Origin of the sequence: Streptomyces sp. NPDC029674, from assembly GCF_044903205.1 — a bacterium.
Classification (GTDB): domain Bacteria; phylum Actinomycetota; class Actinomycetes; order Streptomycetales; family Streptomycetaceae; genus Streptomyces.
In genome coordinates this window covers 240,846-264,425 of the sequence record NZ_JBJDPY010000011.1, presented here as the reverse complement: position 1 = coordinate 264,425, position 23,580 = coordinate 240,846, and the positions used below count along the sequence as shown (strand labels likewise).

Here is a 23,580-nt window from a genome sequence, read left to right as displayed (position 1 = left end):
CTCGGGATGGCTGGGGATGGCTGGGTGTGCTTCGGGTGTGGTGCCGACCAACCTCTCAAAGCTCGGCGGCCCCGACATCCGTAGAACTACGCAAACCGCTACGGAATTCGCTGTGGACTCCGCTGTGGACTCCGTTGTGCGAACCGGCAGGGGGCACCCCGGCGTCCGCGCGGGCGGTGAGGCAAGCTGGGCACGGCCCACCGACCCCCTTGGAGCACCGTTGAACCGCCCCGGCCCGCGACGACACCGACCCTTCCGGCTCGTCCTGGCAGCCCTCGCCGCCGTCCCGCTCGCCGGATGCACGTCGGGCGGGGCGGGGGACGCCGGGCCCGCGGACCGGCGTCCCGAGCTGGCCCGGTTCTACGGGCAGGAGCTCACCTGGAAGACGTGCGGCGAACTCCGCTGCGCTCGCCTGACGGTTCCGCGGGACTACGCGCACCCGGAGAACGGCGGGACGTTCGTCCTGCCGGTGGTGAAGGCGGTGGCGGGCGATCCGGAGCGGCGCATCGGGTCGCTCGTCTACAACCCCGGCGGCCCCGGCGCCTCCGGTGTGAGCGACATGAAGTCCGACGGCAGCGATGCCTTCGGCGCTGGGGTGCGGGCCCGTTTCGACATCGTCTCCTTCGACCCGAGGGGTGTCGGGGGCAGCGACCCCGCGGTGCAGTGCGCGAGGACGGACGAAGCGGAGAGTGACCTTCCGGAACCGGTGGCTCCGCGGAGCGGCGCCGAGCGGGCCCGGGCCCTCGCGGGCGCCGACGAGCAGGCCGCCGCGTGCACGGAGGCCGGCCGCGGCATCCTGCCCCACGTCGGCACCGAGGACGCGGCCCGCGACCTGGACGTCCTGCGGGCGGCCCTCGGCGACCGGAAGCTGACCTACCTCGGCTGGTCGTACGGCACGAGCCTCGGGACGTCGTACGCCGAACAGTTCCCGGAGCGCGTCCGCGCCCTCGCCCTGGACGGTGCGGTGGACCCGGCGCTGGACTGGCGGCAGCGTGCGCTGAGCCAGGGGGAGGGGTTCCGCAGGGCCGTCGACGACTACGCCGAACACTGCGCCGACATCGTGGGCGACAGCTGCCCCGGCTCGACCCCGAAGGAGATCGCGGAGCTGATCGACGGGTTGTACGAGGAGGCGGCGCGCGAGCCGTTGCCGGTCACGGACGAGGACGCGTACGACGTGGACGCCAGGACACTGCTCGACGTGGTCACGGCCGCCATGTACAGCCCGGAGGACGACTGGGAGGGCCTTTCGGAGGCGCTGAGCGATGCGGGGGACGGGGACGCGACCAAGCTCGCCGAACTGGCCGACTCCGAGGAACCGGCCACCGGGAGCCACCGCCCGAGGGGCGCGGAGAACGAGAACGAGGACGAGGCCATCATCGCCGTCAGCTGCCTCGACGTGCCGCACCCACACACAGCCGGCCCCTACTGGAGCGCCCTCGACGCCGCCGACAAGGCCTCGGGCGTGTACGGCACGTCGAGCGTCGTCGACGAACTGACCTGCAAGAGCTGGCCCAAGGGCACCGCGCGCCCGCACCGCGTCGACGCCGAAGGCGTGCCGCCGGTCCTGGTCGTCGGCACCACCGGCGACCCCGCCACCCCGTACGAGGAGGCGCGGAGCCTGGCCGGCCAGTTCCCCGGCGGCATGCTCCTGACGTACGAAGGCCTCGGCCACACCGCCTACGGCCGCGGCAACGCCTGCGTCGATGACGCCGTGGACGACTACCTCATCGCCCTCGAACCGGTCCGCCGCGGCACGACCTGCTGAGGCACCCGCACCTGCCGACCTCGGCCGGCGGTCACCCGTAGAGCCGGCGGGCGCCAGGGCTGCCGTCCACGAAGCGGCTGCCCCCGGCGATCTCGTCGGCGACCACCGACCAGACGGTGTCGTCGTCCTGGAAGGGGAGCGGGTCGGCGCGGCTCGTCTCCTCACGGATGCGCTCGACCTCGCGCTCCAGCCGCTCGAAGCCGGCTTCCTCGTCATCGTCGCCGTCGAAGGTGAACTCTTCGAGCAGGTGCTGGAAGCGGAAGGTGATTTGGAGGAGGGAGGAGACGTCCGTGTGGAGTACTCGCGCGCTCTCCTCGTCGGCGTCGAAGGCGTGCACCTTGCCGGACTCGGGGGCGAGGGCGAGGTGGGCGTTGAGGAGCCAGCCGATGACGGGCCACCGGCCCGCACCCTCCGGGGCGTCCTCGAAGTCCGCGACGTCGACGACGTCCTGGACGAGGGGGAGCAGGCCGGAGTCCGCGTCGGGCTCACGCAGGTGGAGTGTCCCGGTGGGAGCGCCGACGGTCCGCAGGAGGCGGGCGCCCTCGGTGTCCGCGGCGTCGGCGGGAAAGGCGCCGGCGGGCAGGGTCACGAGCCGGTCCGTACCGAAGGAACCGGCGGCCTCGCCGCGGGTGACGTCGAAAAGCACTGCCGGGACTCCGAACTCGGGGGGCGAGGGCGCCGTAGGACTGTGGACGGACCGAAGTGGTCACCACGGCAACGTTACAGAGCGCGGCGCGTCCGGCGACGGCCCCCCACTCGCACCCCGACCTCACGCCCGCAGCCACACCGCCGTGTCCCGCGGCACCCGGCCGCCCGGTGCCAACGGACCGCTGGCCAGCACGAGTTCGGCCGCCCCGGGAAGCTCCGCGTCGTCCGGCCCGAAGTTGACCAGGCAGATCCACGTCGTGCCGTCCTGTCCGCAGGCGCGGGCGAAGGAGAGCACGCCGGGTTCGTCGGCGCGCAGGCGGCGCAGCGGGCCCGCGCCCGCCTCGGCGAAGGAGCGGCGCAGGCGCAGGGCCGTGCGGTAGAGGGAGAGCATCGAGTCCGGGTCGCCGGCCTGCCGTTCCGCCGCGTAGCCGGACCAGCCCGGCGGCACCGGCAGCCAGCTCCGCCGTGGCGCGCCGTCCCAGGGCAGCGGCACCCGGCAGCCGTCCCTGCCCGGGTCGAGGCCGCCCGAGCGGGCGTGCATCGGGTCCTGGATCCGGTCGCGGGGGATGTCCGCCTCCGGGAGCCCCAGTTCCTCACCCTGGTACAGGTAGAGCGAGCCGGGCAGCGCCAGGGTGAGGAGGGCGGCGGCGCGGGCCCTGCGGGTGCCGAGCGCCAGGTCGGTGGGGACGCCGAAGCGTTTGCGTTCGAAGGCGAAGCCGGTGTCGTCGGAGCGGCCGTAGCGGGTGACCGTGCGGGTCACGTCGTGGTTGGCGAGGACCCAGGTGGCGGGCGCGCCGACCGGGGCGTGCGTGGACAGGGTGAGGTCGATGGACTCCCAGAGCTGTGCCGGGTCCCAGGGCCGGGAGAGGAAGTCGAAGTTGAACGCGGTGTGCAGCTCGTCCGGGCGCAGGTAGCGGGCGAAGCGCTCGGCGTCCGGCAGCCAGATCTCGCCGATGAGCGCCGCCCCGTACTCGTCGGCGATGCGCCGCCATGAGCGGTAGATGTCGTGCAGTTCGGGCCGGTCGTGGAAGGGGTGCGGTTGGGCCGGGTCCATCGGGGGAAGACCGTCGGCCTTGGCGAGCAGCGCCGCCGAGTCGATGCGCACCCCGGCCGCGCCGCGCTCGAACCAGAAGCGCAGTACGTCCTCGTGCTCCTGCCGGACCTTCGGGTGGGCCCAGTTGAGGTCGGGCTGCTCGGGGGCGAAGAGGTGGAGGTACCACTCGCCGTCCTCCGTACGGGACCACGGCACCCCGCCGAACTCCCCGACCCAGTCGTTGGGCGGCTCCGGCGAGCAGGGGCGGAAGTGGAACAGTTCCCGCTCCGGTGAGCCGGGGCCCGCCGTCAGCGCCGCCTTGAACCACTCGTGCTGGTCGGAGACGTGGTTCGGCACGATGTCCACGATGCAGCGCAGGCCGAGGTCCCCGGCCTCGGCGATCAGCCGCTCGGCCTCGTGGAGGCTGCCGAACGCCGGGTCGATGGTGCGGTAGTCGGCGACGTCGTAGCCGCCGTCGGCGAGCGGCGACAGGTACCACGGGGTGAACCAGAGGGCGTCCACCCCGAGTTCGGCGAGATAGGGCAGCCGGGACCGGACCCCGGCCAGGTCGCCGGTGCCGTCGCCGTTCCCGTCCGCGAAGGACCGGACGTACACCTGATAGATGGCAGCACCGCGCCACCACTCCGTGCTGGGCAAGAGGGAGTCCTTTCGTACCGGCCGTGGCCCGGTGGTCGCCGGTTCAGCCCTTGAGGCTGCCGGCGCCGAGTCCGGCGACGATGTGGCGCTGGAAGACCAGGAACAGGGCGATGAGGGGGACGGAGGCCATGACGAGCCCGGCGACCAGGCTGTTGAGCGGGGTGTCCTGGGCGACGCGCTGGAGGAAGACGCTCAGCGGTTGCCGCGCCGGGTCGGGCAGGACGAGCAGCGGCCAGAGGAAGTCCTTCCATGCCGTCACGATGGAGAGGATGGAGACGACGGCGAGGATGGGCCGGGCCAGCGGCAGCACCACGCGCCACATGGTCGTCAGCGGTCCCGCGCCGTCCACCTTCGCCGCGTTGAGGATCTCGTCGGGGATCCGGTCGAAGAAGTTCTTGAGGATGTAGATGTTGAACGCGTTGGCGGCGGCCGGCAGCCAGACCGCGCTGGGGCTGTTGATCAGGTTGCGGTTGAAGAGGGGGACGTCGACGACGGTGAGGTAGACCGGCACGAGCAGGGCGGTGGCGGGCATCATCAGGGTCACGAGCATCAGGGCCAGCACCACGTTCCCGAACCGCGGGCGCAGCTTCGACAGGGCGTACGCGGCGGGCACCTGCACGGCGAGCTGCACCAGCCAGGCGCCGCCGGCCAGGACGACCGTGTTGAGGAAGTAGCCGGCCAGGTCCATCTCCCGCCACGCCTTCGCGTAGTTCTCGGGGTGCCAGGTCTCGGGCACGTACGTGGGCGGGCTCTGCGCCAGCTCCGTGGACGACTTCATGGCCCCGGTCGCCGCCCAGTACAGCGGCACGACGAAGGCCACCGTGAAGAGGACCAGCGCGACGGTGAGCGCGGACCAGTAGATCAGCCGTCCCTTGCGGGTCCTGAGGACGGCGGGGCGTACGAGGGTGCGCGTCGATGCGGTCATCCCGCTCACTCCTTCGCGGCGCGGGTGACCCGCAGATAGAGGGCGGAGAAGGCGGCCAGGACGAGGAGGAGCAGCAGGCTGAGCGCGCCGGCGGTGCCGAAGTCGTTGTAGACGAAGGCGTACCGGTAGACGAGGAACATGACGGTGACCGTGGAGTCCTCGGGGCCGCCGCCGGTCATCACGTACGGCTCGGTGAAGACCTGCATGGTCGCGACGATCTGGAGGAGCAGCAGGACGAGCAGCACGAACCGGGTCTGCGGGACGGTGACGTGGCGCAGCCGCTGCCAGACGCCCGCGCCGTCCAGCTCAGCGGCCTCGTAGAGCTCGCCGGGGATGGTCTGGAGTGCGGCCAGGTAGATGAGGGTGGTGGTGCCCATGTTGGCCCAGGTGGAGACGAGGACCAGGGAGATCAGCGAGGTGGAGGAGGAGTCCAGCCAGGCCGAGGTCGGCAGGTGCAGGGTGCGGAGGATCTCGTTGAACAGGCCGGGGCCCGGGTCGTAGAACCACTTCCACATCAGCGCCACGACCACGGGCGGCAGCATCACCGGCAGGTAGACCAGGATGCGGAAGTACGCGCGCGCGTGCCGGAACTCGTTCAGGAGCACCGCGGTCAGGAACGGCACCGCGAAGCCGAGCAGCAGCGCGTACAGGGTGAAGAGGCCGGTGTTCTTCCAGGCGGTGAGGAAGAGCGGGTCGTCGAGGAGCTTCTCGAAGTTGTCGAGACCGACCCAGGTGTTGCCGGTGGCGAAGTTGACCTGCTGGAAGCCGAGCAGCACGTTGCGGACGATCGGCCACCACGAGAACAGCGCGAAGACGGCCACGGCGGCGCAGAGGAACCCGTACGCCGTCAGGTGCTCGCGCAGTGCGCGGCGGCGGGCCGCCCGCCGCCCGGACGGGGCGGGGGAGCGCGGGGGTGCGGCAGGGCGCCGGGGCGGCGACTTCAGCGACACGCTCATCAGGCGGCGCGGTAGATCGCGTTGACCTTCTTCTCGGCGTCGTCGAGAAGGGCGTCGATGTCGGCGTCCTTCTTGGTGAGGACGGCCTGCATCGCCGAGTCGAGCACCGAGTAGACCTCCTGGGCCTTGGGCGGCTCGATGACGCCGGGGACCTTCGGGGCGGAGTCCATGAAAGCCCGGTAGTTGCCGGTCGGCATGTTGGCGTTCTCCTGCTTCACCTTCTCGATCCGGTCGCGGACCGGGCCCTCGAAGATGTCGGGGACGGTCGGCATCGGGATGCCGACCGGGAGCTCGGCATCGGCGTAGGCGGCGACGTTCTTCTCGATGAGGCCGGGGTTCAGGTAGCGCCACTGGATCCACTTGACGCCGGCCTTGACCGTCGCCGGGGACGCCTTGGGGTTGATCATGTAGCCCTCGCCGCCGAGCAGCGTGGCCTTGGCGTCCGGCATCGGGGCGAGGGCGTAGTCCGCGTACTTCCCGCCGAACTGCTTGGCGATGACGGTGATGTTGTCGGCCGCCGCGACGTACATGCCGAGCTTGCCGGAGCCCATCATCCGCTGCACGTCCTCGACCTGGAGCAGCTGCTTGCTGCCCATGGACCCGTCCTTCCAGCGCATGTCGTGCAGGTCCTGGAAGGTGGCCCGGCCCTCCGCGGTGTTGAACGCCGCCTTCCACGTGCCGTCGCTCTCCGTCGCGATCCGGCCGCCGCGGGAGTACAGCTCGGCCGTGTAGTGCCAGCCGCCCTGGTTGTTCGCGGAGAAGTCGGCGTAGCCCACGGTGTTGTCGCCGAGTGCGGCGATCTTCTCGGCGGCCTTGCGGACGTCCGCCCAGGTCTCCGGCGGCCGGTCGGGGTCGAGGCCCGCCTTCTCGAACAGCGCGCGGTTGTAGAGCAGGCCCATCGAGTAGTTGGACGTCGGCAGGCCGTACTGGCGGCCCCGCCCGTCCTGGAAGATCTTCATCAGCGGGTCCTGGATGTCGCCGCGGCGCGGCATGTCCTCGACGGCGTCCGTGATGTCCGCGGCCTGCTTCTTCTCGATCAGGGACCGGGTGTCGGTGAAGTAGACGTAGAAGACGTCCTCCAGCTTGCCGCCGGCCAGCTTCGCGTTGAAGGTCTTCGGGTCCATGAAGCCCTCGTGGGCCACGATGTCGATGTCCGGGTTGGCCTTCTCGAACTGCCGCACGTGCCGGTCGAAGAGCTTGCGCTCGAAGGCCTGGGTCTTCGGCGGCTGCCCGTTGACGTCGAGCTTCACCGTGCCGCCGGAATCCGAGTCGCCTCCGTCGCTGCTGGTGCCGCAAGCGGTCAGCGAAACCAGCGCGAGAACGGTCGCGGTGGCGAGCGTGAGCGTTCGTCCGCTCACGGCCGTCCGTCTGCTCATGCCTGTGCGGCTGCTCGTGGATGACATCAGGAGACCCCTTCCGGGTCGTGCTGCCGTGCGGTGGGTGCCGTGCCGGGTGCGGCGCATACATAACCACCGGCGCAACGGCCGCGCAATAAGTCGTACGAAGTTTGCAAGAAGTGGACCGCGCCGCCGTGAGTCTTCGCCAGAGCGGTGTGACGACTTCCGCCCCGGCCGTAGTCAACTCGACACTTCTCTGCAACTCTCCAACTTCTGAACGCGAAATCCTGCGCACCGCGAGACCGACCGTCACGAGACGAAGGAGTCGCACGAGCCATGAGACGCATCAGAGACGCCCAGGGCGCGGCCCGGAGACCCCGCCTGTGGTGGCGGCCGTTCGCCGCCGCCCTCACCGCGACCCTGCTCCTGCTCGGCCTGCCCGCCCTGTCCGCCTCCGCGGCGGGCGGCCCCGACCTGGCCGCGGGCAAGCCGGCCAGGGCGAGCAGCGCCAAGTCGGCACACCCGGCCGGACAGGTCACCGACGGCAACCCGGCTTCGTACTGGGAGAGTTCGTCGTCCGACCTGCCGCAGTGGGTGCAGGTCGACCTCGGCCGCGCCACCCGCGTCGACGAGGTGGTCCTCAAGCTGCCGTCGTCCTGGGAGGCCCGCAAGCAGACCCTCTCCGTGCAGGGCAGCCCGGACGGCGACGGCTTCAGCACCCTCGCCGCGTCGGCCGCGCACTCCTTCACCCCCGGCGAGGGCAACACGGTGACGGTCCGCTTCCCGGCCGCGCAGACCCGGCACATACGGGTGCACATCACCGCCAACACCGGCTGGCCCGCCGCCCAGCTCGCCGAACTGCGGGTGCACGCCGCCGCCGACGCCTCGGTCGACCTGGCCCTCGGCAAGACCCTCAAGGCGAGCAGCCACACCGAGACGTACACCGCCGCCCACGCCAACGACGGCAACCGCGCCAGCTACTGGGAGAGCGACAACGGCAAGCTGCCCCAGTGGATCCAGGCCGACCTCGGCGCGTCCGTGAAGGTCGACGAGGTCGTGCTGCGCCTGCCCGGCGGCTGGGACGGCCGCAGCCAGACCCTGAAGCTCCAGGGCAGCACCGACGGCACGGACTTCACCGATCTGACCGCGTCGAAGGAGCACGCGTTCACCGCGGCCACCGAGCACACCGCGACGCTCGCCCTCGACACCGTCACCACGCGCTACGTACGCGTGCTCATCAGCGCCAACACGGGCCGGGACGCCGCCCAGCTGTCCGAGCTGGAGATCTACGGCCCGGCGGGCGGCGACTCCAAGGCACCCACCGCGCCCGCCGGCCTCGCCCTCACCGAACCGGAGCCGGGCCGCGTCAAGCTCACCTGGGGCGCGTCCGAAGACGACAAGGGCGTCACGGCGTACGACGTGTACGCCAACGGGGAACTGCGCACCAGCGTCTCCGGCGACGTGCGGACGTACACGGACACGCAGCCGGCGAGCGCCACCGTCACCTACTACGTGCGCGCCCGCGACGCGGCGGGCAACGCCTCCGCCAACAGCAACTCCGTGACCCGCAAGGGCGATTCGGGGGACACGCAGGCCCCGACCGCACCCACGGACCTCGCCCTCACCCAGCCCTCCAGCGGACAGATCAAGCTGACCTGGGGCGCGTCGAACGACAACGTGAAGGTGACGGCGTACGACGTGTACGCGGACGGCAAGCTCCTGAAGTCCGTCGCCGGTGACGTGACGACGTACACCGACGCGCGGCCCGCGAGCGCCACGGTCACCTACTCGGTGCGGGCCCGCGACGCGGCCGGCAACGTCTCGGCGCACAGCGGCACCGTGACCCGGCCGGGCGGCGGCACCACCGACCTGGCGGCGGGCAAGCCGATCACGGCGTCCTCCGTGATCCACACGTACGTCGCCGAGAACGCCAACGACGGTGAGACGTCCACCTATTGGGAGGGCGCCGCTGGCAGCTACCCGAACACGCTGACCGTCAAGCTCGGCGCCAACGCCGACATCGACGCGGTGGTCATCAAGCTCAATCCGGACGCCGCGTGGGGCCCGCGTACGCAGAAGGTGCAGGTGCTCGGCCGGGAGCAGCGGGCCGCCGACTTCACCTCGCTGGTGGCGGAGAAGGAGTACTCCTTCAGCCCGTCCGGCAATCAGAACACCGTCACCATTCCGGTCTCCGCCAAGGCCGCCGACGTGCGGCTGCGGTTCACCGCGAACAGCGGGGCCACGGCCGGGCAGGTCGCCGAGTTCCAGGTCATGGGCGTCCCCGCGGCCAACCCCGACCTGGAGATCACCAAGCTGTCGTACGCCCCCGAGGCGCCGGCCGAGACCGACGGGCTGAAGCTGACCGCGACCGTGCGCAACCGCGGCAGCGAGGCCTCGCCGGCCACCGACGCCGCCTTCCGCCTCGGCGGCGACAAGGCGGGCACGGCGGCCGTGGGCGCGCTCGGCGCGGGCGAGTCGACGACGGTGAGCGCCGACACGGGCGCGCGCCCGTCGGGTTCGTACGCCTTCAGCGCGGAGGTCGACACCAAGAACGAGGTGATCGAGCAGGACGAGGGCAACAACACGTACACGAGCCCGAACCAGCTGGTGGTCAAGCCCGTCGACTCGTCCGACCTGGTGGCGTCACCGGTGAGCTGGACGCCGTCCGCACCCGCCAAGGGCAAGGAGGTCACCTTCAGCGTCGCGATCAAGAACCAGGGCAGCAAGGCGTCCGCGTCCGGCGCGCACGGCATCACGCTGCTCGTGCAGGACGCCAAGGGCGCCACGGTGAAGACCCTGACCGGCGAGCACAACGGCACGATCGGCGCGGGCGACACCACCGCACCGGTCAGGCTCGGCACCTGGACGGCCGCCGACGGCCGCCACACCGTCAAGACGGTGATCGCCGACGACGCCAACGAGCTGCCGGTGAAGCGCGAGAACAACACCAGCACCCGTCCGCTGTTCGTCGGCTGCGGCGCCGACATGCCCTACGACACCTACGAGGCGGAGGACGGCGTGCTCGCCGGCGGCGCGAAGACCGTCGGACCGAACCGCACCGTCGGCGACCTCGCGGGCGAGGCATCGGGCCGCAAGGCCGTCACCCTGAACTCGACCGGCGAGTCCGTGGAGTTCACCGCCAAACAGGACACCAACACACTCGTCACCCGCTTCTCCATCCCGGACGCGCCGGGTGGCGGCGGCACCGAGGCGACCCTGAACATCTACGTCGACGGCGTCTTCCGCAAGGCCATCGACCTCACCTCCAAATACGCCTGGCTGTACGGCGACGAGGCCGCACCCGGCAACTCGCCCGGCGCGGGCCCGGCCCGCCACATCTACGACGAGGCACACGTCGTCCTCGGCGAGACGGTCAAGGCGGGCAGCAAGATCAGACTCCAGAAGGACAACGCCAACACCTCCCGCTACGCCATCGACTTCGTCGACCTGGAGCAGGTGGCCCCGAAGACCAACCCGGACCCGGGCACCTACGCCGTACCCGCCGGATTCACCCACCAGGACGTGCAGAACGCCCTGGACAAGGTCCGCATGGACACCACCGGAAAGCTGACGGGCGTCTATCTGCCGCCCGGCGACTACGAGACGGGCAGCAAGTTCCAGGTCTACGGAAAGGCCGTGAAGGTGGTCGGCGCCGGGCCCTGGTACACCCGCTTCCACGCGCCGAGGAGCCAGGAGAACACGGACATCGGATTCCGTGCCGAGGCGAGCGCGAACGGCTCCTCCTTCTCCGGGTTCGCCTACTTCGGCAACTACACGTCCCGTATCGACGGGCCGGGAAAGGTCTTCGACTTCCAGAACGTCTCCGACATCACCATCGACGACATCTGGAACGAACACATGGTGTGCCTCTACTGGGGCGCCAACACGGACCGCATGACGATCAAGAACTCGCGGATCCGCGACATGTTCGCCGACGGGATCAACATGACCAACGGCAGCACGGACAACCGGGTCACGAACAACGAGGCACGGGCCACCGGTGACGACAGCTTCGCCCTCTTCTCGGCGATCGACGCCGGGGGAGCGGACATGAAGAACAACGTCTACGAGAACCTGACCACGGTCCTGACCTGGCGCGCGGCGGGTGTCGCCGTCTACGGCGGATACAACAACACCTTCCGCAACATCCGGATCGCCGACACTCTCGTCTACTCCGGAATCACCATCAGCTCCCTGGACTTCGGCTACCCGATGAACGGTTTCGGGAAGGACCCGACCACCTTCGAGAACATCACGGTCGAGCGGGCCGGCGGCGCCTTCTGGAAGGGCCAGGACTTCCCCGCCGTCTGGGCGTTCTCCGCGTCGAAGGTGTTCCAGGGAATCCGGGTGAACAACGTCGACATCATCGACCCGACGTACCACGGGGTGATGTTCCAGACGAAATACTCCGGCGGGCAGCCCGAATTCCCGGTGAAGGACACCGTCTTCACGGACGTGTCCATCAAGGGCGCACCGATCGGCATCTATGTGAACGAGATGCCGGAGCCGGGCCAGGGCCCTGCCGTCGGTGAAGCGACGTTCGTACGGCCCGAGTTCAGCGGCAACGGACAGAACATCAAGAACGACACGTCCACGTTCAAGCTCACACTGCAACCCTGACGCGACACGCGTGCGGCCGCCCGGATTTCGGGCGGCCGTATACGCAACTGGCTTGCATGCCTTGCGCTATTCTTGCGGCCATGACGCGACGACTTGCTCAAGTTGCGAAGAAGGTGGGGGTCAGCGAGGCGACGGTCAGCCGCGTCCTCAACGGCAAGCCGGGGGTCTCCGCCGCGACCCGGCAGTCCGTACTGACGGCGCTCGACGTCCTCGGCTACGAGCGGCCCACGCAACTGCGCGGCGAGCGCGCCCGGCTCGTCGGCCTCGTCCTTCCCGAGCTGCAGAACCCGATCTTCCCCGCGTTCGCCGAGGTCATCGGCGGCGCCCTCGCCCAGCAGGGGCTCACGCCCGTCCTGTGCACCCAGACCAGGGGCGGCGTCTCCGAGGCCGACTACGTGGAGCTGCTGCTCCAACAGCACGTCTCCGGCGTGGTGTTCGCCAGCGGTCTCTTCGCGGAGGCCGACGCGCCGCACGACCACTACCACCGCCTTGCGGAGCGGAACATCCCGGTCGTCCTCATCAACGCGTCGATCGAGGGCCTCGACTTCCCCTGCGTCGCGTGCGACGACGCCATCGCCGTCGAACAGGCCTGGCGCCACCTCGCCTCGCTCGGGCACGAGCGGATCGGCCTGGTCCTCGGCCCCGCCGACCACGTCCCTTCGCGCCGCAAGCTCGAAGCCGCCCGGGGCGTGGCGAAGGCCGCGGGCACGGCACTCGCCGAGGAGTTCGTCGAGCGGTCGATCTTCTCGCTGGAAGGCGGCCAGGCCGCCACCTCGCGCCTGCTGGACAAGGGCGTCACCGGGGTCGTCTGCGCGAGCGACCCGCTCGCACTCGGCGCGATCAGGGCCGCCCGGCGCCGCGGCCTCTCCGTCCCCGCCGACATCTCCGTCGTCGGCTACGACGACTCGGCCTTCATGACCTGCACGGAACCGCCCCTTTCGACCGTGCGCCAGCCCATCGAGGCGATGGGCCGCGCGGCGGTCGACCTGCTGTGCGCCCAGATCCGCGGCAGCCAGACCCACCCCGGCGAGCTCCTCTTCGAACCGGAGCTCGTCGTGCGCGGCTCGACCGCGCAGCGCGTCAGCACTCGATGATGTTGACCGCCAGACCGCCGCGGGCCGTCTCCTTGTACTTGACGCTCATGTCGGCGCCGGTCTCCTTCATGGTCTTGATGACCTTGTCGAGGGAGACCTTGTGGGAGCCGTCGCCCCGCATCGCCATCTTGGCCGCGGTGACGGCCTTGACCGCCGCCATGCCGTTGCGCTCGATGCACGGGATCTGGACGAGGCCGCCGACGGGGTCGCAGGTCAGGCCGAGGTTGTGCTCCATGCCGATCTCGGCGGCGTTCTCCACCTTCTCCGGGGAGCCGCCCAGGACCTCGGCGAGCGCGCCCGCCGCCATCGAGCAGGCGGAGCCGACCTCGCCCTGGCAGCCGACCTCGGCGCCGGAGATCGAGGCGTTCTCCTTGAAGAGCATGCCGATGGCGCCCGCGGCGAGCAGGAAGCGGACCACGCCGTCCTCGTCGGCCCCGGGGATGAAGTTCATGTAGTAGTGCAGGACGGCCGGGATGATGCCCGCCGCGCCGTTCGTCGGGGCGGTCACGACCCGGCCGCCGGCCGCGTTCTCCTCGTTCACGGCCATCGCGTAGAGCGTGATCCACTCCATGGCGCGGGCCTGCGGGTCGCCCTCGGCGCGCAGCTGGCGGGCCGAGTTCGCGGCCCGGCGGCGCACCTTCAGGCCGCCCGGCAGGATGCCCTCGCGGGACATGCCGCGGGAGACGCACGCCTGCATGACGCGCCAGATGTCGAGGAGACCCTCGCGGATCTCCTCCTCCGTGCGCCAGGCCTTCTCGTTCTCCAGCATCATCGCGGAGATGGACAGGCCGGTCTCCTCGGAGAGACGCAGCAGCTCGTCACCGGTGCGGAAGGGGTACTTCAGGACGGTGTCGTCCGGCACGATCGGGTTCTCACCGGCCGCGCCCTCTTGATTGAGGACGGTCTCGTCGACGACGAAGCCGCCACCCACGGAGTAGTACGTCTTCTCCAGGACCAGGGCGCCCTCGTGGTCGTACGCGAAGACCGTCATGCCGTTGGCGTGGTACGGCAGCGCCTTGCGGCGGTGCAGGACCAGGTCCTCGTCGAAGTCGAAGTCGATCTCGTGCATGCCGAGCAGGTTGAGGCGGCGGCCGCTCTTGATCTCCTCGACACGGTCGTCGGCCGTCTCCACGTTCACCGTGCGGGGCGACTCGCCCTCCAGGCCGAGCAGGACGGCCTTCGGGGTGCCGTGGCCGTGGCCGGTCGCGCCGAGCGAGCCGTACAGCTCCGCCCGTATCGCGGTGGTGTGGGCCATCAGGCCCTCGTTCTTGAGGCGGCTCGCGAACATGCGGGCGGCGCGCATCGGACCGACCGTGTGGGAGCTGGACGGGCCGATGCCGATCGAGAACAGGTCGAAGACCGAGATGGCCACGGAGAACTCCAAAGGGTGGTTGGTAGACGCCGTTGTCTGCCGGGGGTGGTGCAGAAAGCAGGGCGTGAGCCGGGCATGAGCACGGGGCACCGCACTCACTGTGTTCACTTCCAGTGTGCGCGGTGCCCCGACGTTTCGTACGAACGAAAAGCGTACGAAAATGCTACAGGTTGGGGTACAGCGGGTGCTTGTCGGCCAGAGCGGTCACCCGGGCCTTGAGGGAGTCCGCGTCGAAGCCGGGCTTGAGGGCCTCGGCGATGATGTCGGCGACCTCGCGGAAGTCCTCCTCCTGGAAGCCGCGCGTGGCGAGCGCCGGGGTGCCGATCCGCAGGCCCGAGGTGACCATCGGGGGGCGCGGGTCGTTCGGGATCGCGTTGCGGTTGACCGTGATGCCGACCTCGTGGAGGCGGTCCTCGGCCTGCTGCCCGTCGAGCTCGCTGTTGCGCAGGTCGACGAGGACCAGGTGCACGTCCGTGCCGCCGGACAGGACGTCGACGCCGACGGCCTTCGCGTCCTCCTGGACCAGGCGCTCGGCGAGGATGCGGGCGCCGTCCAGGGTGCGCTGCTGGCGCTCCTTGAACTCCTCCGAGGCCGCGACCTTGAAGGAGACGGCCTTGGCCGCGATCACGTGCTCGAGCGGGCCGCCCTGGAAGCCGGGGAAGACCGCGGAGTTCAGCTTCTTCGCGAAGTCCTTGGTGCGGGCCAGGATGACGCCGCCGCGCGGGCCGCCGAGGGTCTTGTGTGTGGTGGAGGTCACCACGTCCGCGTAGGGCACCGGGTTCGGGTGCAGCCCGGCGGCGACGAGCCCGGCGAAGTGCGCCATGTCGACCCACAGGTACGCGCCGACCTCGTCGGCGATCCGGCGGAACTCGGCGAAGTCCAGGTGGCGCGGGTAGGCGGACCAGCCCGCGATGATCACCTTCGGGCTGTTCTCCTTGGCCAGGCGCTCGACCTCGGCCATGTCGACCAGACCGGCCTCGTCGACGTGGTACGGGACCACGTTGAACTGCTTGCCGGAGAAGTTCAGGCGCATGCCGTGCGTGAGGTGGCCGCCGTGCGCCAGGTCGAGGCCGAGGATCGTGTCGCCGGGCTGGGCGATCGCGAAGAGGGCGGCCTGGTTCGCGGAGGCGCCGGAGTGCGGCTGGACGTTGGCGTACTCGGCGCCGAACAGCTCCTTGATCCGGTCGATCGCGATCTGCTCGGCCACGTCCACGTGCTCGCAGCCACCATAGTAGCGGCGGCCGGGGTAGCCCTCGGCGTACTTGTTGGTGAGGACGGTGCCCTGGGCCTCCATGACGGCGACCGGAGCGAAGTTCTCCGAGGCGATCATCTCCAGGGTGGACTGCTGGCGGTGGAGCTCGGCGTCGACGGCGGCGGCGACGTCCGGGTCCAGCTCGTGGAGAGGGGTGTTCAGAAGCGACATCACACGATCCCTATCGGTATGGGTCAGCCGGCGGTGAAGGCGGTGTACTCATCGGCGGACATCAGGTCGTCCGGCTCGTCCGTGATGCGCACCTTGAACAGCCAACCGCCCTCGAACGGGGCGGAATTGACCAGCGACGGGTCCTCGACGACGTCCTGGTTGGCGGCGACGACCTCGCCGTTGACCGGGGAGTAGAGGTCGCTGACCGACTTGGTCGACTCCAGCTCGCCGCAGGACTCGCCCGCGACCAGGGTGTCGCCGACCTCGGGGAGCTGGGCGAAGACGACGTCACCGAGCGCGTTGGCCGCGTGCTCCGTGATGCCGACGGTCGCCACGCCGTCCTCGGTGGCCGACAGCCACTCGTGCTCCTTGCTGTAGCGAAGCTGCTGGGGGTTGCTCATGACCTGAATTCTCCTGTACGCGGGTGGGTGCTGCGGAACGGGGACGATGTGCGGGGGGTCACTTCTGGCGCTTGTAGAACGGCAGGGCCACGACCTCGTACGGCTCGTGGGTGCCGCGGATGTCCACACCGACACCCGGCGTGCCCGGCGCCGCGTGCCCGGCGTCGACGTACGCCATCGCGATCGGCTTGCCCAGCGTCGGGGACGGGGCGCCGGAGGTGACCTCGCCGATGACCTTGCCGTCGGCGACCACGGAGAAGCCCGCGCGCGGGACCCGGCGGCCCTCGGCGATCAGCCCGACCAGCTTGCGCGGCGGGGCGGTCTCGGCGCGCTCGGCGGCGGCGGCCAGGGCCGCGCGGCCCACGAAGGAGTCCGCCTGTGACGTCTTCTCGAACTTGACGACGCGGCCGAGCCCGGCGTCGAAGGGCGTCAGCTCGGCGGTCAGCTCGTGCCCGTACAGCGGCATGCCCGCCTCCAGGCGCAGCGTGTCGCGGCAGGAGAGACCGGCCGGGACCATGCCGACCGGCGTGCCCGCCTCCATCAGCGCGTTCCACAGCTTCTCGGCGTCACCGGGGGCGACGAAGAGCTCGAAGCCGTCCTCGCCGGTGTAGCCGGTGCGGGCGATCAGCGCGGGGACGCCCGCGACGGTGCCGGGCAGGCCCGCGTAGTACTTGAGGTTGTCCAGGTCGGCATCCGTGAGTGACTTGAGGATGCCGGGGGACTCGGGGCCCTGGACGGCGAGGAGCGCGTACGCCTCGCGGTCGTCGCGGACCTCGGCGTCGAACCCCTCGACGCGGTTGCTCAGCTCGTCCAGCACGGTCCGGGCGTTGGAGGCGTTGGCGACGACCATGTACTCGGGGGTCTCCGCCTCGCCGAGGCGGTAGACGATCAGGTCGTCCAGGATGCCGCCGTCCTCGGCGACGATCATCGTGTAGCGGGCACGGCCGACACCGATGGAGCCGATGTTGCCGACCAGCGAGAAGTTCAGGAAGTCCACGGCCTCCGGTCCTGTGACCGTGATCTCGCCCATGTGGGAGAGGTCGAAGAGGCCGGCCTTGGTGCGCACGGCGTTGTGCTCGTCGCGCTCGCTGCCGTACCGCAGCGGCATGTCCCAGCCCGCGAAGTCGGTCATGGTCGCGCCGAGCGCGCGATGCACGGCATCGAGGGCTGTGAGACGGGGGGCAGTGCTCATGAAGGGAACTCCCAGGGCATGACGGGCGAGGTCGATCCTCCCCATCTGTCATCGGAACCTGAGAGGTTCGCCGAGAGTGTCCCGGTATCCGGGACGCCCGGCTTGCACCTTGGGTGGGACCGCCGGGGCGGCCCGCTTTTCAGATGTGCCTCGCCCGCGCGGTACGGGGCCTGAGAGATTCAAGGGAGGGACTTGCTCCTTCGGCGCCCCGGGCACGCGGTGCGTGCTGGCTCCGGGGACTCTCCCGCGCGGATTCAAACGGCCGGTATGGAGTTGGCGGGCACATCATTGCACGCGACCCTGTCCAGGGGGACCCTTGCCCGGATACGGATGCCATGGCCCCGGAATGCTCTTGTGCCGCATTACCTTCTCTTTACACTTGCTGGGGAAGGCAGTACGTGACCGCTACGGGGAGGCCGATCACGGTGCGCAGCAGGACCAGCGTCTTTGCCACTACCACGGGGGTGGCACTGCCCAAGCAGGCCGCCACCCCGGCCGCGGAGAGCTGCGGCCCGCTCCCCGTGGCCGTCGTCCGGGACCTGCGGCAGCGGGCCGGCCACAGCCCCCGCCGCCTCACCTTCGGCGAGGGCGACCTCGTCGTCGTCTCCGGGCTGCCCGGTGGCGGAAAGTCGACGCTGATGCGGCAGGCCGTCACGGGCCCCCGCATCGACTCCCAGGACACCCGCGACCGCTGGGCCCACCGCATGCCCCGCCTGCTGCCGTACGCGGTCTACCGCCCCCTGGTCCGCCTCGCGCACTACGCCGGCCTGCGCCGCACCCTGCGCACCGGGGCCGGCGTCGTCGTGCACGACTGCGGCACCCAGGCGTGGGTGCGCCGCTGGCTCGCCCGCGAGGCCGCCCGCCGCGGCGCCGCCCTGCACCTGCTGCTGCTCGACGTCCCGGTGGACACGGCGCTCCAGGGCCAGCGCGAGCGTGGCAGGGGCGTCTCCCGGTACGCGTTCACGCGGCACCGCAGGACGGTCGGCCGCCTCGTCGGCGCCACCGAGCGCGGCGACCTGCCCCGCGGCTGCCGCTCCGCGGTGCTGCTCGACCGCGACGCGGCACAGGTCCTCCGGGTGATCGCCTTCGACCGCTGAGGCGGCCGACGCTAGGGTTCGAGCCGCAGGCAGAGCGGTCGCGAGCAGGAGTTGGACGGACAGATGGACTTTCCGGCGCAGGCACATGCCCATCCCTACGGCGGATGGCCGGGCAACGAACTGGAGGAGGTCCTCGCCGCCTCCCTCGGCGCCGACGCGTCGGCGGGCGCCCGGATCGTGGAGGTGCTCGGCCGCAGCCAGATCTGGATCCCGCTGCCGAACGGCGGCGGCCCCGACAGCGGCACCCTCGACCTGCCGACCCTGGAGATCGACGGCCAGGCGTACGTCCCCGTCTTCAGCTCCGAACAGCAGTTCCGGCAGGCCCTCGGCGAAGCGGCCGACCGGATGGGCCACACCGTGGCGCCCGCCGTGGAGTTCGCCCGCGGCCTCCCCCCGCAGCTGGGCATCGCGCTCAACCCGGACGGCACCGTCGGCGTCCCGCTGCCGCCACCCGCCGTCGCCGAGCTCAGCCGGGCCGGCCGCACCCCGCTGGACGGACCCGCCACCGGCGGCCGGGTGCGCCTGTACGAGCCGGACTGGCAGCACGACCCGGTGGACTTCCTGGCCGCCGCGGGCCGCGAGTTCGAGGCGGCCGGCGTGGTCCTCACCGCCCGCCGCTGCCTGGCCGCCATCGAGACGGACGAACCCACCCTCTTCGTCGGCGTCGAGCTGTCCACCTGGGACGGCAACGCCCGCGAGCTCCCCATGGAGGCCCTCGGCCGGGCCCTCGGCCAGGCACCGGCCCCGTGGCCGGTGAACCTCGTCCTGCTCGACGTGGCGCAGGACCCGGTGGGCGACTGGCTGCGCGCGAAGGTGCGGCCGTTCTACCACCGGATCGCCGCTTAAGCTGGTTCCATTCCTCTGTCGTCTTCCACGGGGACACCGAGTTCGTCACGAAGGAGCGGTTACGGGTGAGTGCGTCGGGCACGGCCGCGGCCGGGCAGTTCGAGCAGTTGCTGCGCCAGGTCACGCCGGGGCGTTACGACGCCTACGAGGCACTGCTGCGCGCCCTCGCCGCCGACCAGGTGTGGATGCTGCTCTGGCACGGCCAGGCCGGCTCGCCCGACGCCCAGTACGGGAACATGGAGGTTGACGGCCTCGGCTACGCCCCGTGCGTGACCTCCGCCCAGGAGCTCTCCGCCAGTGGCTGGAACCGCAGCTACGAAGTGGTGCGCGGCACCGACATCGCCCGCACCCTCTACCCCGACCACTACGGCCTCTGGCTCAACCCGCACGCGCCCGGCGGCGGCCTCGGCATCCCGTGGCTGGATCTGCGCCGCATCGCCACCGGCCTCGACCTGCTGCCCGCGGGACCGCTCCGGCTCACCGAGCCGAGCATCGAAATCCCCCAGTTCTACGCCCTGTTGACGCAGAACGCGCACCGCACCCCCGCCGTGCGCTCGCTGCGCCGCGCCTGGGTGCAGCCCGCGCTCGGGGCGCCCTATCTGGCCATCGGCCTGGACGTGTACGACACGTCGCCGCCGTCGGTCGACGCGGTGCGCGCGATGATGCAGCAGTCCATCCCGGCCGTCCCCGAGGGCCTGCCCGTCTCGACCGTCGCGATGTCCGACGACTACGACCCGGTCGCGATGTGGCTGCGCGCCAACGCCCGCCCGTTCTACGACCGCGAGGCGCAGGCGGCCCCGGCGCAGGCCGGCGGTTACGGATACCCCGCGCAGTACTGAGCAGCGCCGACGGACGCGATGTCCGTTCTGGTGCCGGTGGGACCCTATGGGCTCCCGTGGCGCCTTGCACCCCAACTGCCCCGTGTTCGCCCCTCGTTCACCCGCGTCCGCATAACGGAACACCTCGATCAGCATCACGGTTGCGCATCCTTTCCCCGTCAAGTCTGGTAACAGATCGCGACGTGGATGAAGACTCCCGCTCCAGGGGCTTTCGCCCCCTGTGTACGACGGACTGATCACGTCGCTACAGCGGCAAGTGCGGGCCGGTCACCACCGGTTGAGAGGGGTCCCTGCCACGATGACGGCACCATTGCATGACACACCTGCGGACGCGGACCCGACCGAGGACGTCGCCCCCGCAGTTGATGCAGGGGTGAAAAAGGTCGAGGGCCGGTCCCTCAAGCAGATCGCCTGGAACCGCCTGAAGCGGGACAAGGTCGCCCTGGCCGGCGGTTTCACGGTGCTGTTCCTGGTGCTGGTCGCCATCTTCGCGCCCTTGATCGTGAGCCTGCTGGGCCACCCGCCCAACGACTTCCACCAGGAGGAGCTCGACGAGCTGACCAACCTCCCCAAGGGCGCGCTCGGCGGTGTCAGCGGCGACTTCCTCTTCGGCGTCGAGCCCAACAAGGGCCGCGACATCTTCAGCCGGATCGTCTACGGAGCACGCATCTCGCTGCTCGTGGCCTTCCTGGCGGCCGTCGTCGCCGTCGCCCTCGGCACGCTCTTCGGCATCATCGCCGGCTACTTCGGCGGCTGGATCGACGCCCTGATCAGCCGCGTGATGGACGTACTGCTCTCGTTCCCGCAGCTGCTCTTCATCATCTCGCTGGTCTCGGTCCTGCCGGACGACCTGCTCGGTCTCACCGGGAGCGGGGTGCGCGTCGGCATCCTCGTGCTGGTCATCGGCTTCTTCGGCTGGCCCTACGTCGGCCGGATCGTGCGCGGTCAGACGCTCTCGCTCCGGGAGCGCGAGTACGTGGAGGCGGCCCGCAGCCTCGGCGGCGGACGGCGCCACATCCTGTTCCGCGAGCTGCTGCCCAACCTGGTCGCGCCCATCACCGTCTACGCGACGCTGATGATCCCGACCAACATCCTCACGGAGGCGGCCCTCAGCTTCCTCGGCGCCGGTGTGAAGCCGCCGACGGCCTCCTGGGGCGGCATGCTGCGGGACGCGCTCGAGACGTACGAGCACGACCCGATGTTCATGGTCTTCCCGGGCGTCACGATCTTCATCACCGTGCTGGCCTTCAACCTCTTCGGCGACGGGCTGCGGGACGCGCTCGACCCGAAGGGGACGCGCTAGAAGCGCCCAACCGGCTTGCCCCTGCCGCATGTCAGGTGGCTCTAACCATGGTTCTCCGGCAGCACATGGCCAGGGACCGCGAATCTCGGAGGTTACGAGAAAATGCCCACAGTTTCCTCGAAACGACGGCTCACCAGCGGTGCGGCCCTCGTCGTCGCGGCGCTGGTGACCACCACGGCGTGCGGCGGCGGTGACGGTGGCGACGGCGACTCGAAGGGCGCCGGCTACAACGCCGCGCTCAACAAGGTGGCCAACCCGTCGAAGAAGAAGGGGGGGACGCTGAAGATGGTCGGCAAGCAGGACCTCGACTCGGCCGACCCCCAGCGTGCCTACTACGGCATGTCCTGGGACTTCATGCGCTTCTACACCCGGCAGCTGGTGTCCTACGACACCAAGCCGGGCAAGGCGGGCACGAAGCTGGTCCCGGACCTCGCCACCTCCACCGCGAAGATCTCGGACGACGGCAAGACCTACACGTACAAGCTGCGTGACGGGGTCACCTGGGAGGACGGCTCCAAGCTGACCTCCAAGGACGTCAAGTACGGCATAGAGCGCTCCTGGGCGACGGACACCATCACCGGTGGCCCGGGATACATCCGGCAGGCGCTCGACCCGGACAAGAAGTACAAGGGCCCCTACAAGGACAAGGGCGGTCTGAAGGCGATCGAGACGCCCGACGACCAGACCATCGTCTTCAAACTGCCCAAGCGCAACGGTGACTTCGAGCAGTTCCTCGCCATGCCCACCGGTTCGCCGGTGAAGGCGGCCAAGGACACCAAGGCGAAGTACACCGCGCGCCCGTTCTCCTCGGGCCCGTACAAGTTCGAGTCGTACAAGTCCGGCAAGAAGATCGTGCTGGTCCGCAACACGGCCTGGAAGAAGTCCTCGGACCCGATCCGCGCCGCGCTGCCCGACAAGATCGACGTGACGATCTCCGCCAACCTGGAGGAGAACGACAAGAAGCTGATGGCGGGCGACTACGACGTCGACCTCAACGGCACGGGCATGACCCAGTCCGGCCGCGTCTCCGCCGTCTCGGACCACCGCGGCAACGTCGACAACATGCACACGTCCTTCGTGCGCTACGTCGCCCTGATCCACACCGCGGAGCCCTTCGACGACGTCCACTGCCGCAAGGCCGTCTTCTACGGCACGGACTTCGCGAGCCTGCAGCAGACCCGCGGCGGCAAGGTCGCGGCCGGTGACATCGCCAACAGCACCTTCCCCGAGGCGATCCCCGGTCACAGCGACTACGACCCGTACGGCGTCCTGGCGCGCAAGGGCAAGCCCGACGCGGCCAAGGCCAAGGACGAGCTGAAGAAGTGCGGCAAGCCGAACGGCTTCAAGGCCAAGCTCACCGCCCGCAACAACAACCCGGGTGAGGTCGACGCCGCCGAGGCGCTCCAGGCCCAGCTGAAGAAGGTCGGCATCGACATCAGCGTCGAGTCCCTCGACGGCGCCGACTCCGCCAGCATCACCGGCTCGCCCTCCGTCGTGAAGAAGCGCGGCTACAGCATGCAGATGAGCGGCTGGGGCCCGGACTTCCCGTCCGGCCAGGGCTACGCGCAGCCGCTGTTCGACAGCCGCTTCCTGATCGAGAACGGCAACTACAACGAGTCGCAGATCAAGGACAAGAAGATCGACGCGCTCTTCGACAAGGCGATCGCTGAGACCGACCCGGCCAAGGCCGGCGAGATCTACAAGCAGCTCGACAAGCGGATCCTCGACAACGCCGACTGGATGCCCTTCCTCTACGAGAAGAACATCACCTGGCGCGGATCGCGGCTGACCAACGCCTACATGTCCGACGCCTACAACGGCCGGTACGACTACGTCTCGCTCGGCGTCGTCAAGTAACAGGCGCAGCCCGACCCGTAGTTGACCGTCCCACCGCCGCCGAATCCCGCCAGTCCGAAGGGCAGGTGATGGCCCCGGGCGGGGGGGGGGGGGCCCCCCCCCGGGGGGCCCCCCCCCCCCCCGCCCCCCCCCCCCGCCGGGGGGGGGCGCCCCCCCCCCCCCCCCCCGCCACAACAAGGTGTGGTGGGGTAGGGCGGGCCCAACCACAACAAAAA

At 70.3% G+C, this 23,580-nt stretch carries 17 protein-coding genes and 1 riboswitch; of the genes, 8 read left to right on the top strand and 9 right to left on the bottom strand.

Translation table 11 applies throughout. From position 1 onward, the window contains the following. Positions 1-220: 220 nt before the first annotated feature. A complete protein-coding gene (locus ACI2L3_RS26420; RefSeq protein ID WP_404754863.1) occupies positions 221-1,765 on the top strand; it encodes an alpha/beta hydrolase in 1,545 nt (514 codons plus the stop codon). A gap of 31 nt (positions 1,766-1,796) precedes the next feature. Here ACI2L3_RS26420 and ACI2L3_RS26415 read toward each other — a convergent pair whose 3' ends face one another. The 5 genes from ACI2L3_RS26415 to ACI2L3_RS26395 form a co-directional block, all read right to left on the bottom strand. Further along, positions 1,797-2,411, bottom strand: coding sequence for an SUKH-4 family immunity protein (locus ACI2L3_RS26415; RefSeq protein ID WP_404754862.1), 615 nt, complete (start codon positions 2,409-2,411; stop codon positions 1,797-1,799). Between the two features lie 123 nt (positions 2,412-2,534). Then, complete coding sequence (locus ACI2L3_RS26410) at positions 2,535-4,103, bottom strand: glycoside hydrolase family 13 protein (protein WP_404754861.1); 1,569 nt, start codon at positions 4,101-4,103, stop codon at positions 2,535-2,537. Positions 4,104-4,146: 43 nt separating this feature from the next. Beyond that, complete coding sequence (locus ACI2L3_RS26405) at positions 4,147-5,028, bottom strand: carbohydrate ABC transporter permease (RefSeq protein WP_404754860.1); 882 nt, start codon at positions 5,026-5,028, stop codon at positions 4,147-4,149. A gap of 5 nt (positions 5,029-5,033) precedes the next feature. Further along, positions 5,034-5,987 (bottom strand): carbohydrate ABC transporter permease, encoded by a 954-nt coding sequence (locus ACI2L3_RS26400; RefSeq protein WP_404754905.1) that lies wholly within the window; start codon positions 5,985-5,987, stop codon positions 5,034-5,036. Then, a complete protein-coding gene (locus ACI2L3_RS26395) occupies positions 5,984-7,360 on the bottom strand; it encodes an ABC transporter substrate-binding protein (protein WP_404754859.1) in 1,377 nt (458 codons plus the stop codon). Before ACI2L3_RS26395 ends, ACI2L3_RS26400 begins: the two co-directional genes overlap by 4 nt. Before the next feature lie 297 nt (positions 7,361-7,657). Here ACI2L3_RS26395 and ACI2L3_RS26390 point away from each other — a divergent pair, with 297 nt between their 5' ends. Together ACI2L3_RS26390 and ACI2L3_RS26385 are read left to right on the top strand one after the other, a co-directional pair. Then, complete coding sequence (locus tag ACI2L3_RS26390) at positions 7,658-11,941, top strand: discoidin domain-containing protein (RefSeq protein WP_404754858.1); 4,284 nt, start codon at positions 7,658-7,660, stop codon at positions 11,939-11,941. An 80-nt stretch (positions 11,942-12,021) separates the two neighbouring features. Continuing rightward, complete coding sequence (locus tag ACI2L3_RS26385) at positions 12,022-13,035, top strand: LacI family DNA-binding transcriptional regulator (protein WP_404754857.1); 1,014 nt, start codon at positions 12,022-12,024, stop codon at positions 13,033-13,035. On the opposite strand, the gene ACI2L3_RS26380 is transcribed toward ACI2L3_RS26385, so the two are convergent. From ACI2L3_RS26380 to gcvT, 4 genes are all read right to left on the bottom strand, one after another. After that, positions 13,022-14,407 carry an L-serine ammonia-lyase gene (locus ACI2L3_RS26380; protein WP_404754856.1) on the bottom strand — a complete coding sequence of 462 codons (1,386 nt, stop codon included), beginning with the start codon at positions 14,405-14,407 and terminating at the stop codon, positions 13,022-13,024. The two genes, ACI2L3_RS26385 and ACI2L3_RS26380, sit on opposite strands and share 14 nt — an antisense overlap. 163 nt (positions 14,408-14,570) lie before the next feature. Next, positions 14,571-15,830, bottom strand: coding sequence for a serine hydroxymethyltransferase (gene glyA, locus ACI2L3_RS26375; protein WP_404754855.1), 1,260 nt, complete (start codon positions 15,828-15,830; stop codon positions 14,571-14,573). Positions 15,831-15,853: 23 nt separating this feature from the next. Then, positions 15,854-16,231 carry a glycine cleavage system protein GcvH gene (gene gcvH / locus ACI2L3_RS26370; protein ID WP_404754854.1) on the bottom strand — a complete coding sequence of 126 codons (378 nt, stop codon included), beginning with the start codon at positions 16,229-16,231 and terminating at the stop codon, positions 15,854-15,856. A 58-nt stretch (positions 16,232-16,289) separates the two neighbouring features. Continuing rightward, positions 16,290-17,423, bottom strand: coding sequence for a glycine cleavage system aminomethyltransferase GcvT (gene gcvT, locus ACI2L3_RS26365; protein ID WP_404754853.1), 1,134 nt, complete (start codon positions 17,421-17,423; stop codon positions 16,290-16,292). A gap of 149 nt (positions 17,424-17,572) precedes the next feature. Then, positions 17,573-17,680, bottom strand: a riboswitch (glycine riboswitch). Positions 17,681-17,821: 141 nt separating this feature from the next. On the opposite strand from gcvT, the gene ACI2L3_RS26360 reads away from it, so the two are divergent. The 5 genes from ACI2L3_RS26360 (at position 17,822) to ACI2L3_RS26340 (ending at position 23,365) form a co-directional block, all read left to right on the top strand. Next, positions 17,822-18,520, top strand: coding sequence for an AAA family ATPase (locus tag ACI2L3_RS26360; protein WP_404754852.1), 699 nt, complete (start codon positions 17,822-17,824; stop codon positions 18,518-18,520). A 63-nt stretch (positions 18,521-18,583) separates the two neighbouring features. After that, the gene (locus tag ACI2L3_RS26355) at positions 18,584-19,366 is read left to right on the top strand and encodes an enhanced serine sensitivity protein SseB (RefSeq protein WP_404754851.1); all 783 of its coding nucleotides are present in this window, start codon (positions 18,584-18,586) and stop codon (positions 19,364-19,366) included. Positions 19,367-19,431: 65 nt separating this feature from the next. After that, positions 19,432-20,205: an enhanced serine sensitivity protein SseB C-terminal domain-containing protein gene (locus tag ACI2L3_RS26350; RefSeq protein ID WP_404754850.1), complete on the top strand. Its 774-nt coding sequence runs from the start codon at positions 19,432-19,434 to the stop codon at positions 20,203-20,205. A 298-nt stretch (positions 20,206-20,503) separates the two neighbouring features. Further along, positions 20,504-21,508 carry an ABC transporter permease gene (locus ACI2L3_RS26345; protein WP_404754849.1) on the top strand — a complete coding sequence of 335 codons (1,005 nt, stop codon included), beginning with the start codon at positions 20,504-20,506 and terminating at the stop codon, positions 21,506-21,508. A gap of 102 nt (positions 21,509-21,610) precedes the next feature. Next, positions 21,611-23,365 (top strand): ABC transporter substrate-binding protein, encoded by a 1,755-nt coding sequence (locus tag ACI2L3_RS26340; RefSeq protein WP_404754848.1) that lies wholly within the window; start codon positions 21,611-21,613, stop codon positions 23,363-23,365. The last annotated feature ends 215 nt before the right edge of the window (positions 23,366-23,580 follow it).

What these genes read in the sequence shown, in the direction of transcription:
- ACI2L3_RS26355 (WP_404754851.1), top strand. Translation starts at nt 18,584, where the DNA reads ATGGACTTTCCGGCGCAGGCACATGCCCATCCCTACGGCGGATGGCCG.
- gcvH (WP_404754854.1), bottom strand. Translation starts at nt 16,231, where the DNA reads ATGAGCAACCCCCAGCAGCTTCGCTACAGCAAGGAGCACGAGTGGCTG.
- ACI2L3_RS26345 (WP_404754849.1), top strand. Translation starts at nt 20,504, where the DNA reads ATGACGGCACCATTGCATGACACACCTGCGGACGCGGACCCGACCGAG.
- glyA (WP_404754855.1), bottom strand. Translation starts at nt 15,830, where the DNA reads ATGTCGCTTCTGAACACCCCTCTCCACGAGCTGGACCCGGACGTCGCC.
- ACI2L3_RS26340 (WP_404754848.1), top strand. Translation starts at nt 21,611, where the DNA reads ATGCCCACAGTTTCCTCGAAACGACGGCTCACCAGCGGTGCGGCCCTC.
- ACI2L3_RS26385 (WP_404754857.1), top strand. Translation starts at nt 12,022, where the DNA reads ATGACGCGACGACTTGCTCAAGTTGCGAAGAAGGTGGGGGTCAGCGAG.
- gcvT (WP_404754853.1), bottom strand. Translation starts at nt 17,423, where the DNA reads ATGAGCACTGCCCCCCGTCTCACAGCCCTCGATGCCGTGCATCGCGCG.
- ACI2L3_RS26405 (WP_404754860.1), bottom strand. Translation starts at nt 5,028, where the DNA reads ATGACCGCATCGACGCGCACCCTCGTACGCCCCGCCGTCCTCAGGACC.
- ACI2L3_RS26390 (WP_404754858.1), top strand. Translation starts at nt 7,658, where the DNA reads ATGAGACGCATCAGAGACGCCCAGGGCGCGGCCCGGAGACCCCGCCTG.
- ACI2L3_RS26395 (WP_404754859.1), bottom strand. Translation starts at nt 7,360, where the DNA reads ATGAGCAGACGGACGGCCGTGAGCGGACGAACGCTCACGCTCGCCACC.